The organism is Xanthomonas sp. NCPPB 2922 (assembly GCF_041520885.1).
In the GTDB taxonomy this organism is placed as follows: Bacteria; Pseudomonadota; Gammaproteobacteria; order Xanthomonadales; family Xanthomonadaceae; genus Xanthomonas; species Xanthomonas campestris.
In genome coordinates this window covers 263,017-277,868 of record NZ_JBGOFY010000001.1, presented here as the reverse complement: position 1 = coordinate 277,868, position 14,852 = coordinate 263,017, and the positions used below count along the sequence as shown (strand labels likewise).

The 14,852-nt window shown below is 60.8% G+C and carries 9 protein-coding genes; all 9 read right to left on the bottom strand.

The genetic code is table 11. The features are described from left to right. Nucleotides 1–36: 36 nt before the first annotated feature. A complete protein-coding gene (locus ACD584_RS01140) occupies nucleotides 37–387 on the bottom strand; it encodes a SymE family type I addiction module toxin (RefSeq protein ID WP_076037513.1) in 351 nt (116 codons plus the stop codon). 421 nt (nucleotides 388–808) lie between these two features. Further along, nucleotides 809–1,699, bottom strand: coding sequence for a hypothetical protein (locus tag ACD584_RS01135; RefSeq protein ID WP_076037514.1), 891 nt, complete (start codon nucleotides 1,697–1,699; stop codon nucleotides 809–811). Between the two features lie 85 nt (nucleotides 1,700–1,784). Further along, the gene (locus ACD584_RS01130) at nucleotides 1,785–2,321 is read right to left on the bottom strand and encodes a hypothetical protein (protein WP_081391605.1); all 537 of its coding nucleotides are present in this window, start codon (nucleotides 2,319–2,321) and stop codon (nucleotides 1,785–1,787) included. Between the two features lie 259 nt (nucleotides 2,322–2,580). Then, the gene (locus ACD584_RS01125) at nucleotides 2,581–3,168 is read right to left on the bottom strand and encodes a hypothetical protein (RefSeq protein ID WP_139328406.1); all 588 of its coding nucleotides are present in this window, start codon (nucleotides 3,166–3,168) and stop codon (nucleotides 2,581–2,583) included. A gap of 402 nt (nucleotides 3,169–3,570) precedes the next feature. Next, on the bottom strand, nucleotides 3,571–5,259 hold the full coding sequence (locus ACD584_RS01120) for a DUF262 domain-containing protein (RefSeq protein ID WP_217694200.1): 1,689 nt from the start codon (nucleotides 5,257–5,259) through the stop codon (nucleotides 3,571–3,573). 339 nt (nucleotides 5,260–5,598) lie between these two features. Further along, the gene (locus ACD584_RS01115) at nucleotides 5,599–9,459 is read right to left on the bottom strand and encodes a LamG-like jellyroll fold domain-containing protein (protein ID WP_175611888.1); all 3,861 of its coding nucleotides are present in this window, start codon (nucleotides 9,457–9,459) and stop codon (nucleotides 5,599–5,601) included. 113 nt (nucleotides 9,460–9,572) lie between these two features. Further along, nucleotides 9,573–10,616 (bottom strand): pectate lyase, encoded by a 1,044-nt coding sequence (pelA, locus tag ACD584_RS01110; RefSeq protein ID WP_076037519.1) that lies wholly within the window; start codon nucleotides 10,614–10,616, stop codon nucleotides 9,573–9,575. Next, on the bottom strand, nucleotides 10,616–11,593 hold the full coding sequence (locus tag ACD584_RS01105; protein ID WP_076037520.1) for a pectinesterase family protein: 978 nt from the start codon (nucleotides 11,591–11,593) through the stop codon (nucleotides 10,616–10,618). Before ACD584_RS01105 ends, pelA begins: the two co-directional genes overlap by 1 nt. Before the next feature lie 12 nt (nucleotides 11,594–11,605). Beyond that, entirely contained in the window at nucleotides 11,606–14,806 is a 3,201-nt protein-coding gene (locus tag ACD584_RS01100) for a TonB-dependent receptor (protein ID WP_116923866.1), read from the bottom strand. Nucleotides 14,807–14,852: the final 46 nt, after the last annotated feature.

Genomic DNA, 14,852 nt, shown 5'->3' with positions numbered 1-14,852 from the left:
GTGCGGGTGCGTGCTGCGCGTGCGCGGCGCACCTGGTTAGTCCGTAGGTGCCACGCTGACGACCAGCTCGCCATCGCGCAGGCGGATGTAGAGCTTGCTGCCGATGGTGAAGCCCAGTTGTTCCAGCCAGCGGCCGCGTAGGCGCAGCGTGGGGATGCGTTGGTCGCTGGCGGGGTAGTAGCCGTAGCCGACGGTGCAGTGGTGCGGGGCACGCGGGTGCCCGGGGCGTGGGGGGCGGGCTTCGGTGCGGGGTTGGGGGATGGGGGTGCGCTCGACGTAGGGCCGTGGCTTGATCGAGGGATCGAGCGAGCGCCAGACGATCTCGGTGGGCGGCGGTACCGTGGCGCGCTTGCGCGCTGGCTTGGGACGGGACGTGGATCGAAGCATGGCAAAGCCCTCCTTGACGAACAGGCCCCGCCGCCGGATGGCGACGGGATGTCGGGAGGTTAGAAACCGCAGAGAGCCGGCGGGCGTATTTCCCCGAAGGGTGTTGTATTAGCCGCCCTCCCGACGCAGGCATCGCGTCGGTTGCACCCACAGAATCTGCAGGCACAAAAAACCCACCAGTTTGACGGAGGTGGGTACCGCTCTCTGAGGAGTTTCTACGCTCCTTGTGGTAGAGATCGCTGCGGGTTTGTTGGGATGTCAACTGCTTTGGGTGGCATAGCGCCGATAAGAATCCGAAAAACCCGCCCTACCGATGCGGCGCGCGGAAGATACCCCGAACCTTTATCTAGCGGACTTATCCAAAGAAGTGAACCTGACCCCGTTTCCAGTTCGTTCTTCCTCGAAACTTCGTTTGAAAGCCTCAATGCCGTTGGATAGCCTCTGACACCTCTACAGCCCAGCGCGAAGTGTGAATGATCCGCGTCTCTTGCAGCTGTTCTTGAAGGATCTCGCGTTTGGTCAGTTGGGAAACCGCCTCCCACTCGTTCCTAAAAATGTAGGTCGCGTTGCCTGACTCCGGACTCTCGAAGACATATCGGCGCCTGCGTGTGAATCCGAAGACGATGTACTCGCTAAACCCACCTAGCCCCACGGCCATGAAGTCGGGCTCGTGCCGAGTGATAGTCCGGATGCGATTTGTTGCAGTTTCGCGGCCGCTTTCCGATAGCCGCGCTAGGTAGCCCTCCAAGACTAGAATCGCTCTATCGAATGGGAAGGCTCCAGGGGGAAGAATGCGCCAGTTGATCTTTTGGACCCTGACCGGCACTGCCAGGGTTGGATCAACGATTTCAAAGTGCGGGAAGCATTCTAAGTAGATATTGAGGAGATTGGCGATGCGATCTTCTGGCTCGGTCCGGTCGATGACCCTTGTGGCCATTGCGATACCGCCAACAGTCTGTACTGCCGTCAGGAATTCGCCAGGTGGATCGATATATTCCCTGGGATAAGTGTCATACGATCTCGTCTGTGTGCCGTGATGGGTCCGCCCGTGCCAGTCTTTCCATGAGGTGTTGATCGTTCGAGACTTACTGATCATAGGAAGGTCTTTCCTGACGATCTCTTTTCCGCGGGCATTAAAGAGCGTAGCCGGCCCGTCGGCGCTGGGCACAATGGATCCACCCGCGGGCGGAATATCGCCAAATCCCAGCAGCGCCGCTTGGTCATCAGTTAGCGGAGCGCTGAGCAGGCGAAACTGTGGCAGTCGTCCGATTGTGCTTCGGTAGATTGAAAGACCTTTCACTTGCTTGGGCATGCGCTAGTCTCCAGGTGATAATCAGGAGAGGCGGTCAGGTGGACTTTTAAGTGAACCTGACCCCGTTCTTCCTTTAATTAGCATTTTAGGTTGCTTTGGCGTATGTACCGGCGAAGGACACGTTCATGCCGAAGTACCCAAGTTGATTCTGCTCCTCCACGGCGATCGATCCATTTTCAAAAATTAGCTTAGCACTGTACGGCTGGTCATCTCGGATAGAGTAGTCCTCAAATACCGCGAGCTTTCCGTCAAACGCTGCCAAGAAGTCCAGGGTACCAATGTTGGGACCATATTCACAATTCGTACCCCACAGAGCCTCACCTATTACCCGGATATCACCGTTTGGCAACATACGAACAGTTAACTCAGCGCTACTGGAGTCACTGTCTATACGAATGTATTGACCATTCACGCCAGACGCTGCTGCTGGAGCAGCGTCGCCAAAGCGCACGTCAGCCGCAAATGCCGCACCTATAGAAGCATCCAGCTCAGATCGGAACTCCTTCACCTCCCTCATTGTTAAGTTCTTGCTCTGGCTGGTCGTGCTGTCATAGCGGTCATGGCAGGCCAAACAAAGGAACACCAAGTTGTCATCGAAGTTGTTGCTTGAGTCCTTATCCAAGTGCGCAATCTGTCCTTGCTTTATTGAAGTATCTCGATTCAAGCCGAAGCAAATGCAACAACGCCTACGCGAGCGAAGGAGTACTCGCGCTTGCACCTCATCTTGTATCCGCTTGCGTTTCATTTGGTAAGCAACCTAACGCCGGAGTTGACCGGCACGCAGCGGCAACGCGCCGCGAAACGCATGCTCATCTGTAATGCTTGCGACGATTTTTCGCTGAGCGCTCGAGTCGGATGAAATTTAAAAGGCGCACCGCCTATCATAAGAGGAAAATCTGCACCAGCTTTGTAAGGCCGGCGGAAACAAACTTCCCCCAGACTAAAAGAATGATTCCCGCTCCAAATAGTACACCTCCGATTGTCATATCAGATTTTGCCTCGGCCCCAGAGCTGGCGATAGTTTCGAGAACGGGCCGCCCATTCAGCGCAATGAAGATAAAGGCTGTGCCGTAGAAAGCCATATCTTCCGCAACAGTTAAAGCATGGCCATCAAGTTGTCGCGGAGGCAAGAGGCGGAGCATGACCATGGTGCAGAAGCTTGCCAGAACTGCGGCAGGTATGGATAGCACAACCGCGGCAAACCCATGCAGGCGAGCGAGCAGCCTGACAATGGATGCAAATGAGAATGTTGCCCCGAAGAAGAACGCGACTACCATCAATAAGTTTGAAACATGAAGCCGCACCTCCGCGCCCCTTAGTTGGGGCGTTGGCGCACCCTGGGGCTGGCCTGCGTATTGCAGCCAAGCAACGAGAAGCGCAAGCGCACTGATAAGAACGCCCCCAACCGTGGCTGCCAGAGTGACGGGGGACCGTGCAAACTCTTCGCGGGCTCTGTCAGTGAAAGACATGAGATTAGCTGAACCTCCAAGATCAACAATATGCCATATAAATCTGGAGTTAAATCCGAGCTATGCAGCAATTTAGCTCGAACGATTCGTAATACAGTAGACTAGACGGGGTCAGGTTGACTTCTTAAGTGAACCTGACCCCGTTCTTCCCGGTTCCTCACTGCGCAGGCTTTTTGTACTTTATGCCGCCGCGCACGGTTCCATCCACACGTTCGAGTTGTCCATTCTTCACCATGTTGCTCATTATTCTTCGCATGATATGTTGCGTTTCAACTGGATACAAAGATCGCGAGGGGACGGGGTCAGGTTGACTTTTTAAGTGGACCTGACCCTATTCTTCGAGGAAATTGAGGCCAGGCGAGGCGCTTAATGAACCTTCCCAACCTGCCACGTTTCTCCTCCTCAGATTGCCGCGGTCTTGACGAGCTTTCGTGCGGCTACCGCCAACATCTCTGCACGCGCCTGGATGAAGTCAGCGTAGTTCATTGAACCGTCCAACGCGGCAACCGGAAGCAGTGACGAGGCAGCAATAGAAGCACGAAGGGCGACATCTATTTTAGGCATGTAGTCCGCAGGTGACGAATCGCTGATCGCGCGGTTATCCGCCTGATTTAGAAAGCAAACGTTGGCGATGATGTTGGATTCGTTGAGCTTTATTCCTTGAGAGTTTAGGAATGCTTTGGGATAAACGTGATGGAACTCGCGCGCGTTGTAAGCAGACATAGCTGTGCTCAGGTCCACCAGGCTGTTCGAAAGGAAGCTGCGCGGTGCGTACTGCGCGAGTAGACAAATCGTAGCCTTAGCAGCGGTCGAATTGATACGCCACGTCTTCATGAAGAAGTTCGCAGGAATCTCGGCTTCAATCGCATCAAATATCGTCCCACCGCTCGCTAAAGCGTGCATCGCTCGGATATCTTCCATGACAGCGACGTTGGTGCCGGCTTTGTAGCGCTGGGTGAAAGCAACAAACCAGAACCAGCGCTTTAGGCCCGCAAGTTGGGCTGCGCTAGGTTTAAGTGTCAGGGAAAAGAACTTAACTAGAGGAACGAACATGATCGGAAAAGGGATGAAGACCACGTTCTTGATATGCAGCTCTTTCTCTAAAAAATCCACGGTTGCATAGATCGCCTGCTTCAAACGCAACATGCCATCGATCAGGTTCTGTGGCGGCGTGTCAACTAAGGCATCGGCGTCGATGCTGTCTAGTACCACAGCCGCAAGGCTGCGCATGAGCAAGCCCTGATCAAGCTGGTCATATCCTTTATCCGCGAGCTTATCGAGAACTCCCTCTATTTCCTTCCGAAGATCAAACTGATCTGACCACGTCCAAGCTGCAAGCAGCTCGAGAGTGCTGAGGCTGGTCCCCGAAGAATTGATGCGCTGAAAGACGCGGCAGACCTCTTGGTTGGTGCGATCCCTGATAGTCACGACAGGAAACTCATAGTCCTTGAAGCGCTCAGTGAGGTTTGCGATGACTGTTTTCATGTCGTCGTCGAAGCGCGCTATAGCAGGAAGGAGCTTGGTCGTGTCGAGAATGACACGAAGGTTAATTGAAGATTGTGGATCAGCCTCAGCGTAGTGGATGAACTCTTCAGTCGAAGGCACAAAGCACACGCTGAACCGGTCGGCCAGTTCTGGATCGGACGTTTCGGTGTCGGAGTTGAAAACGCCGTAAAGGGTAGTCAGGCGCTGTTGGCCGTCGAGTACATAGTTGACTGGGAAGTCCTCTGCCGTCTTCGGCAACTCGAAGCCTCCCAGATTGCGCTCATGCTCGAGCGCCTCTTTGGTGGACCAAAGTAGTAGCGAACCAACTGGGAAACCACGGTAAATTGAATCAAGCAGGCTCATGATTTGCTCGTCATCCCAGACGTACTCACGCTGGAACACGGGAATCTTTATGTTCCCCCTCGCCACGTCTGTGAGAAGCGACGAGAGGCGCGGGTTTGAAGGTGTAATTTTGTGAGCCCCTGCCATGGATTTCCCTTTGTGATATTCGATTATTTTAAAGAAAATAAGGCAAGCAATCACCAGCGGATTATTAACTGCACCGGGTGCCGCGCTTTGTCGCTCAGTGAGAATAAGCAAAACCATAGTAACTAGATTTTTTACTTTCCTAGCTCGCTGCCTTTATGAGATTAGAAGAGTGTGTAGTTGGCTAATAAATTTACGCGCCCGTGCGCGGATGCAGCAAACAATCTCAGTGTGGCCACAGTCAGGGCAACGATGCTGTACTCCTTGCTCAACATTGTTTCTTCCCCCTGAAGAAATGTGTGGCTTTGCGGTTGCATTAATACTGCGCGCCTTGATCCTCGCCGAGTTTTTGGGTTGCGTCAATGCGCTTACGCGGGTGATTGCTGCATTTAGTGGCTTTGCCCTCATCCGCCCTTCGGGCACCTTCTCGCGTGCGGGAGAAGGGCTTGGTATCTCGGGTTATTGGCTGTTTTCTGCGGTTGCCGGCTTGGCCGGCGCGGGTAGAGCGAGATTATTGTTGAGTCCGGTAATCTCCGGGACGTTGCTTTGGGTAACAACACGCAAGCGCGCGGTTTTTAGATTTGCTGCGTTGGTTAGCGGCAGCCGTACCTGCGTGGTGATTGGCTGCAGATTGCGTGGTGCCGCGAGTGCCGGGAACGGGGCTCTTGCCAGCTCCTTGCCACGCGTATCCTCCAACACCACAGACCCGGCCGGCGCGTCAGCATGGCCGAGGCTATGCACGGTCACTTCGATGGCGTCTGCAGTCACCCGCACATCGCCATGACCAATACCCAGGTCCGGGCGCAGTTCGACCGGGGTGGTGGCTGCGATGCGTTCGAGCTGCAGGATGGTGGTGCGGCCTGCGGGGAAGTCGATGTCGATGGCCGCGCTTTTTTCGAAAGCGACCTCTTGCGTCTTGGCGTTGCTGTCGAGCTTGCCGTCATTGCCTTTGCTCACGCCCTGGGTGATGCGCCATTGGCCAGGCGCGACATTCCAGCCGGTCATGCTGGCGCGCTGAGGTTTACCGGAGGTGTTGTAGGCGATGACGGTGAAGCGGTCTTGCTGTGGTGCGGGGATGGCGATGGCCACTTGGGTGGCGGCCTCTGGATCATTGAAGCGCCAGCTCACGGTGTGGCCGGGGTAGGTCTGGTTGCGCTTGAGGGCCACGCCCCCTAAGCGGGCGCGTTGCAGGTTGACCGTGGGGGACTCCACGCGGTCGCTCCACCAGTGGCCTTCGGTGTTCATGTAGAGGTTCTGCAGTTTCTCCCGCGCCTCGCTGCGGTAAATGGCGGCGAGATAATCCAGATTGCCGGTCTGCTCCCAGGCCACGTGGTGCGGGAAGTCCGGAGCGCTGCCGTCGTCCTTGTTTGCGGCATCGATGAGCTTGGCGCTCCAGTCATTGCGCTTGCCCATGACATCGAGAAAGTTTTCGTTGAGCAGCGAGAGGCCATTGGGGCCGCTGTTGGCAACGCGGTAATCGATCGGCTTGAGATAGCGCGCATCGCCGGTGAAGCGGTAGGCGGCCCAGAAGGTGTGCAAGGTGTCGGCGCCGCCGCTGCCTTCGAACAGTTCGCCGCCGCGGGTTTTGCCGGTTTGCCAGTTGATCTCGTTGGGCAGGGCCCAGTTGCCCTTGGCGTTGGTGTAGGCGTGGGCGAGGTAGCCGTCCGCCAGGCCGGTGACGATGCGGCGGCTGTTGGGGTCGGCGTTATAGCCGCCCAGCAGGATGGCCGGGTGCACGATGGGGAGGGAGTACGGTTTTTGCCATTGCCAGTTGGGCTCGCGGTAGACCTTGCGGCCGCCGAACCAGTTGCTGGCAAACAGCAGGTGGCCTTGCGGGTTGACCTGGATGATGGTGTCGAAGGCTTTGACCGTTTGCATCAGGCGCTCGACGGTGCGTGGGTCGCCCCAGTTGAGGTACAGCAGGGCGCTGTTGAGGTTGATGCCCTCTTCATAGGAATGCAGCTCGTCGGTTTCGATGGTGGACAGGCCATTGGTGAACATGCCGTTGCGGTAGTTGGCATCGGACAGCGCGAGCATGGAGGCGTTGAGCATGTCCGGGTCCACGCCCATCAGGGCGACGCCGGGCCATTGCTGCACCAGGTCCGAGTCGTCGGAAATGCCGCCGCCGAAATCGCCGTAGGGCACCTGGCGCTGCTCGATCCACCAGCGGATGTAGCGGCGCGTGGCGTTGAGGTCTTGCAGCTGCCAGAACGCCCAGGCCGGCACGTCTTTGGGCACGCTGGGCATGTCCACGGGCAGCGTGCCCTGGTTGGCGTAGCTGATGTCGTTCCAGTACTGGCGGCCGAGGGCGTGGTCCGGGTCGACGCGCAGCAGGTCGGTGATGTCGGCATCCAGGCGCTTGTAGAGCAGCTGGCGCTTGGAGGTGGTGTGTTCTTCCACCAGAAAACCCCAGTTGTCTTTGACCTGGTTGAAGCGGTCGGCGACGTGTTCTTTGATGGCCTCGTTGCGTGGTTTGAACACCAGCTGCAACTGGGTGCCGTCGAGCGCGTTGGCATCGAAGCCGGGTGCGGCGGCGGCGATGCTGAGCATCAGGCTGTCGTTGCTCAGGATTCTGTCGCGCAGGTCCAGCCACAACGTGCGGGCCTGGCCGGGGGCGACCGCGACCGAGACATCGATCATGTCGCGTGCGGGCCAGATGGGGTCCTTGATGCGGATGTTGAGCGGGATGCTGCCGTTATGGGTGGCCGGCAGGTTGAGCGCCGGTAGCGTGATGGCAATGCCATCGAGGCCGTCGTGCATGTTTTCCCAGCCGTAGGACCAGCTGCGCATCAGCGGCTGGTCTGGCGGCGGGTCGCCCAGGCTGGACGGCACCAGGATGTGCACGATGGGGTGCTGCGCGCTGCTGGCCGCAGTCTTGTCGCTGGGGCGCTTGCGGGCCGGTGCCTTGGTGGGCAGCGCAACCACGGTCTGGCGCTCGCTCAGCGGGTAACGGCCGGCGATGACATCGCGCAGCGTGGCGAGGTTGTCGTAGTCGGGCTGGATGTCGCTGCGCACGGTGTAGCTGAGCTGCGCGCTGCCGGCGGGCACCTCGCCCGGCTGCACGTTGTAGGCCCAGATTTCCTGGATGGGGGTTTCCTGCGCGGTGTTGGCAAAGCGCAGCGTGCCACCACGGCGCTCGGCGAACTGGTCCACGCTGCGCACCACGCCTTGCTTGCGGTCGAACAGCGGCTGCGCTTGCGCGTTGGTTGCACCGGTGGCGGTGGGCGCGGTGTAGCTGGCCTGGCCATAGGCGGCGCCGCGCAGCTCGATGCGGTTGACCGGCTCATCCGGCAGGGTGAGGTCCAGCGCCTTGCCGCCTTCGACATAGGTGTTCCAGTCGGGCAGCTGGAAGTAGTCGTTGCGGCCGGGCAGGCGCGAGCGGTTGTAGACGCCGGGCCAGGTGGTTTCGGCGATGCCGTCGGTGGCCTTCCACATCCATTGCTTGAGGTCGCGTGCATCGGCGAACTCCACCTTGCGGATGCGGGTGACCGGTGCATCCAGCAGTGGCGGTGCGTGGCCGTTGTCCCAGCCAAAGCGGTGCAGGAAGGCGGCGTGTTGCGCGTCGCTTGTGGCGGGCTCGGCGGTAGTGGGCTCTTGCAGGCGCGCCAGTGCGGCGGCGGCGCTGGTATCGAGCATACGGTCGTAGATGCGGATCTCGTCGAAGTCGCTGCCGCGCAAAAAGTTGTAGCGGCTCTGCACCTGGTGAGGCGACATCACGCGGCCGGCCAGGCCGAACTGGTCCAGCGCGGCGTCGAAGTCGAGCGCGCCGCCGTTGGCGCACGGTTGGCCGCAGTCGACGCGTGCGGCCTCCTTGCCATCCACGTACAGGCGCACGCCGCGGGTTTCATCCCAGGCAAACGCAATGTGGGTCCAGTCGCTGGCAGTGGGATTCTTGTCGAGCTTGAAGGAGACGCGGGTGCGCGCGAGGTTGGCGTCGGTGACGAAGGCGTCGAAGCCGTGGCCGTTCCAGTCGATGCGCAGCCAGGCCATGTCCCAGCTGGTGTGATCGGCGTAGCCGACACGGAAGATCACGAATGGTGCTTCGCCAACGGCGTAGCGCGCGCGCCAGAAAAAGCTCAACGTGCCGCGCTGGCTGTAGAGGTTGCCGGGCGCATTCCACGACAGCACGCCGTCGTCGGCCCATTCGATGGCGTTACCGCGTTTGCCGGTGGGCACCAGCGCGATCTTGTCGCGGAAGTTGGGCACGCCATCGCCGCGGGCAACATCGGCCTCCAGGCTGCGGTCGGCCGAGACACGGAACAACAGCTCCGGCGCGGTGAGGGTGGCCGCGCTCAGCGGCAGCGCGATCATGCACAGCATTCCCAACAAAACCTTCGACACGCTCACCTCGTACTGTTCACCACGTACTGTTCACCACGCAAAACGGCCACCGCCTGGTCGGCGGTGGCGGCGACGCACTTGCTCAGCCCACCTTACAGGCCATTGGCGGCGCGCCACTTGGGCACGTCCTCCTTCAACAACTTGTCCGGCCAGTTGCCATGCCAGGCGTAGCCGACGCGGCGCTCGTTGGGCACTTTCATGTAGTCGGTCAATGCAACGCCTTCGCGGTTGGCATACAGCGGACGTTGATTCTGCAGGTCGTAGAAGCGCGCCCATAATGACGCACCCGGTTGCGCGACGAGGATCACATCCTTGCCGGTTTCCTGGGTGGGGTCGTCGATCTTCTTGGTGGCCAGATCGCGCATGCGGTGGGTGTCGAACCAGGTGGCGGCCGCTTGCACCGCGGTCTTGATCTTGGCCGACGGGCTGGGCTGACGCATCAGGAACCGCACGATGCTCACCGACTCACTGGACGACAGCGAAGCGAGCTCATACGCACGCGCCTTGGCCGGCTTGAGCGTGACTTCGTCGTACTGCGCGCCCCAGATGGTGAGCGTGCCGCCGATCTTGACCTGGGTGGCCAGCACGCATTCCAGGCCCTTGGTCACCGCCCGCTGCGCGCGTGCGCCGTGGCTGCCACGCAGCTGCGCGCCGGTGTCGCCCTTGCCCTCGCCGATGTCCTGCAACAGGTTGAGCACGCGCACCATGGCGTCGTCGTTGTAGGTGATCTGGTGGTGGTAAGACGACAGGTCGGGGTAGAACTGCGGCCAGCCGCCGTTGGCGTATTGCGCCTTGAGCAGGTAGTCCACGCCGCGCTTGGCGGCGGCCAGGTACGTGGCGTTCTTTTCGTTCTTGAAGGCGGTGGACAGGTACGTGATTTCATACGTGGTCGCCTTGTTGTCGATGGTGGCGTCGTCCTTGCGCCCGGGTTGCTTGAGCTCGGCGATTTCGGCGGCGGTGAAGGTGCGGGTGTAGTCCACCGCCACGCCCTTGTACTGCTTGGACCAGCCACCGGAGGCGGTCTGCAGCAGCAGCATGTTGTCGGCGATGTGGTCGGCCATGGCCGCCAATGGTGCGAGCAACAGGGCGCCGGCGAAGGCGAGCGTGGACAGGTGCAGCGTGCGCGAACGGTTCATCAGAACGGCCTCCAGGAGCCCAGCACGGTGGAGCGGTCCAGCGCAGCGGCCTGTGCGGCGGTGAGCTGGCGTGACCATTTCACGCGGCGCGACGGGTTGGCCCCGGCGCCGGTGTTCTGGTATTCGCTGTAGCGGGCGGTGGCCTCGTTGGCCGCGTTGCCCCAGTTGTTCCAGCCCTCGGGCACGATGTGCGCGCCGAGCTGGCTGCTGATGAAGCTGACGCTGGCATACGGCCGCCATGGGCGCCCCAGGTGTACGCGCGAGACACCGCTGGCGGCGGTGATGCGTGCATTGCGAAACACAAAGCCGCGTGCGCTCTCCTGCGGCGTGGAAGCAGCGGTGAGATAGCCATCGCCCAGCGAATGCAGCTGCACGTTTTCGAACAGGGCAGTGCCGGCGCCGAAGACGAAATCCACGGTGCCTTCGACATAGCAGTCGAGGAAATACGAGAGCTTGGCGCCGCGCAGGTACAGCGTGTCCTGGTAGCCGAGGAAACGCACATTGCGGAACGCCGCGCGGTCGCCATCCACGCGCACCGCCACCGCCTGCCCCACCGGGCCTGCGTGGTTGCCGAAGCTCAGTTGCTGGGCGGTGAAGTCATTGCCGGCGATGATGACGCTGGACGAGCCGGAGGTGCCGTACTCCTTACCGGTGGCCGGATTGATGCGTGAGGCGTAGTTGTCGTAGGTGATGATGGTCTGGGTGGCGCCAGCGCCGGTGAGCTTGAGCGCCGGTGCGTTGGACGGCACCACGATCAGTTCCTGATAGGTGCCGGCGCCGATGTTGATCTGCGCGCGTTTGCCGCCCTGTACGGCGGCGTCGATGGCGGCCTGCACGGTGCGGTAGCCGGCGCTGCCCTGCTTGGCCACGGTGTAAACCGGGTCGGCGGCAATGGCGGCGCCGCTGCCGAGCGACAGCCCGGCCAGCAATGCGCTGGCAGCGAGAGTACGTAACACGATCCTGCGATGCGGTTGCATACGTTGCTCCTGTCAGAACTTGTAGCGCGCGCCGACGTAGTACTGGCGCCCGGTGACGGTGTACTTGTCGGGCAGTTCCAGTGCGGAATCGACGTAGCGACGGTCGGGGGTATCAAGCAGGTTGATGGCCTCGAACGTCAGCGACAGGTGGTCGCTGATCTTGTAGGACATGTTGAAATCGACGTTTTCCACGCTGTATTTGCCGGTGACATCGGCGGTGGCCAGGCGCTGGCCATCGAGGTCGTAGACGTCTTCCTGGGCGAGGATGTTGTTGATGTAGCCATCGCGGTAACTGGTGGACACGCGCGCACTGAAGCGGCCGTCGTCGTAGTAGACGGTGGCGTTGTAGGACTGCGGCGAGAGGTTGAGCAGGTCGCGCTCGGTGGTGGTGGTGGTGATGCTGGTATTGCTGTTGCCGGCGGTGCTGAACAGGTAATTGATCTTGGAATCGACCTGCGTGTAGTTGAGCTGGATGCCGAAGTTGCGCCAGAAGCCGGGCAGGAAATCGAACGCCTGCTGGTAGGTCAGCTCGAAGCCCTTGAGCGGGCCGCCGGGCGTGTTGAAGTAGCTCTGCACATTGAAGATGGTGTCCGGCGTGAAGCCGGCGGGCAGCAGATCCAGCGAGTAACCCATCGCCTCCCAGGTGGTGAGCACGCGGGTGCGCTGCACGTAGCTGTCGATGTCCTTGTAGAACACCGCCGCCGACAACAGCGAGCCTTCGCGGAAATACCATTCGGCGCTGAGGTCGTAGTTGGTGGAGCGGAACGGGTCGAGCTTAGGGTTGCCAAGATTGATCGAGAAAAAGCGCCCGTCATCGAAGAACTGGGTGGGGCCGCCGCTGACGCTGGGCGACAGGTATGCCAGCGTGGGCCGCGCCATGGTCTTGGCCGCGCCGAAGCGCAGCACCACTTCATCACTGACATCCCAGGAGAGGTTCAACGAAGGCAGGATGTCGCGGTAGTCGTGGTTGACGGTGGTGGGCACCAGCAAGCGCTCGCCGGCGGCGGCAGTGGCGCTGGCCACGCCGAAGAACGATTCGCACGCCGGCGAAATCGCACCGCTGGCGGTGGCCGTGCACGGCGCATAGCCGCTGGCGGCGATCTGCGTCTGCACATAGCGCACGCCCAGGTTGCCGCGCAGTGCGCGGCCCCACAGGTCGGTGTTGAAGTCCAGCTGCAGGTAGGTGCCCAGGCTCTTTTCGTTGACCTGGAAATTGTTGTTGGACGAACCGAAGTGGCCGACATCGGCCAGCCGGTAATCGCCGCCCGGCACGCCGGTGTCGCAGTTGCAATTGATGTTGAGCAGGTCGGCGACTTTCTGGAAATCCGGAATCACCCAACTGGTGGGGAAGTTGCCGTTCAAGCTGCGGCCAAAGCCATCCAGCGTGGTGCTCAGATCACCCACGCCCACGCCGGCCGGCAAGCCCTGCGCCAGGCGCCCGTAGGAGACGTGCCGCGACTCCGACGTCTCCATGTCGTAGTCCTTGTAGGCCAACCCGGTGCGGAAGGTGAAGGTGGGGCTGATGTTGAATTCCAGATCCACCTTGGCGGTGTCGAAGGTGTTGCTCACCGACTGCGGGTTGAGCCGCACCTCGCTGATGTTGGTGCCGCGCGCGGTGCCATTGCTGTTCACCGGTACCGCGCCATAGCCCAGCCATTGCCAGTTGTTGGCGTCGGCGGCGTTGAACGGGAACGTCATGCTCGGGTAGTCGCCACCACCGCGCCGGTCCAGCACGAAGCCGTCCAGGTTGGTGTTGTCGAAGCTCACCAGCGAGAACACCGGCCGCTCGTAATCGGAGGTGGAATGGCCGACCAGCGCGGTCATGCGCACCTGGTCGTTGAAGCGGTGCTGCAGGTCCAGGCTGAATTGCTTGAACTCGGTGGATTCTTCGATGCTGCTGGATTCGGTGCGGTAGTCGACGTTGTCGAATACGCCGTAAACCAGGCGGTTTTGCTCATCCACTTGCGCTTCGCGCACTGCAATCTGGGTCTTGCCGCCGAAGTTGGCGGTGCGGTGCAGATTGGCGCCGACCGAGTCTTCGCGCTGGTCCTTGTCCAGCTTGGAATACAGCATGTCGAAGTTGAGCAAGGTGTCGTCGCTGACCTTGAATTGCAGCGCGCCGGTGACGCCCAGGCGCTTGATCTCGTGATCGGTGCGGATGTAGCGCGGGTAGCGTGGAATCCACGCATCGGTGGCCGTTTCGTAGGCCTGGATGTTTTCAGGTGTATTGGCCGGGCGCGCGATGCCGGTGCCGCAAGTGGTGGCGCTGATGCCGTAGCTGCCCCAGCCGTTGTTGCGGTCCTGGTTGGCCTGCGAGCCCACGCCGGCGCGCGTTTCGTTCGACAACGGGTTGCGCGGGGTCTGCGGGTTGTAGCCCACCGGCGAGCAGAAGCCGTAGGTGCCGTTGTTGGTGGCGGTGCTCTGGTTGGAGTTGCGGTAGTTGCCGTGCTCCCAGCGCACCGGGTTGTAGCCTTCTTCGCGCAGATGCCGCTCGCTGTAGGACACCGACATCAGCGCGCCGAAGCGGCCATCGGCCCAGATGTTGCTGATCAGGCCGGAAAAGCGCGGGTCTTGTTCGCGCGAGAGATCGTTGTAGCCGTACTGGGTGGAGGCGGCCGCTTCGAAGCCGTCGAAATCGAACGGGCGCGAGCCGCGCAGATCCACCGTGGCGCCCAGCGAGCCTTCGTCGGTCTGCGCCGATTGGGTCTTGCTGATGGTGACGCGGCTGAAGAGTTCGGAGGCAAAGGTATTGAAGTCGAACCCGCGGCTGCGGTTGACGCCATCGCTGCCGCTGCCGGCGGTGGCCAATGCTTCCAGGCCGTTGATGCGCACGCGGGTGAAATCCGAGCCCAGGCCGCGCACCGAAATCTGCTTGCCCTCACCGCCTTCGCGGTCGATGGACACACCGGCGATGCGCTGCATCGATTCGGCCAGATTCAGATCGGGAAACTTGCCGATGTCTTCGGCGTAGATCGCATCCACCTGCTCCACGCTGTAGCGCTTGGCGTCCAGCGATTGCTGCAGGCTTTCACGGTAGGTGGCCTTGACCTGCACGCGGTCCAGGTCCACCGCATCGGCCGGGGTGGCCGGCGGGCCCACGGTTTGCGCGGCAACGCCGACACCGTGCAAGGCCAGAACGATGGCCACCGACAAACGCGCGGCGGACAGGCGGGCGCCCGCCTCTTGGGCAGGACGGCACGAACGGGCTTGCATGATGCGGCTCTCTCCAGGGCACTGGGGTGCAATGACGCGCTCAGCC

Coding starts and splice junctions, on each gene's coding strand:
- ACD584_RS01140 (WP_076037513.1), bottom strand. CDS start 387: ATGCTTCGATCCACGTCCCGTCCCAAGCCAGCGCGCAAGCGCGCCACG.
- ACD584_RS01135 (WP_076037514.1), bottom strand. CDS start 1,699: ATGCCCAAGCAAGTGAAAGGTCTTTCAATCTACCGAAGCACAATCGGA.
- ACD584_RS01125 (WP_139328406.1), bottom strand. CDS start 3,168: ATGTCTTTCACTGACAGAGCCCGCGAAGAGTTTGCACGGTCCCCCGTC.
- ACD584_RS01120 (WP_217694200.1), bottom strand. CDS start 5,259: ATGGTTTTGCTTATTCTCACTGAGCGACAAAGCGCGGCACCCGGTGCA.
- ACD584_RS01115 (WP_175611888.1), bottom strand. CDS start 9,459: ATGCTGTGCATGATCGCGCTGCCGCTGAGCGCGGCCACCCTCACCGCG.
- pelA (WP_076037519.1), bottom strand. CDS start 10,616: ATGAACCGTTCGCGCACGCTGCACCTGTCCACGCTCGCCTTCGCCGGC.
- ACD584_RS01105 (WP_076037520.1), bottom strand. CDS start 11,593: ATGCAACCGCATCGCAGGATCGTGTTACGTACTCTCGCTGCCAGCGCA.
- ACD584_RS01100 (WP_116923866.1), bottom strand. CDS start 14,806: ATGCAAGCCCGTTCGTGCCGTCCTGCCCAAGAGGCGGGCGCCCGCCTG.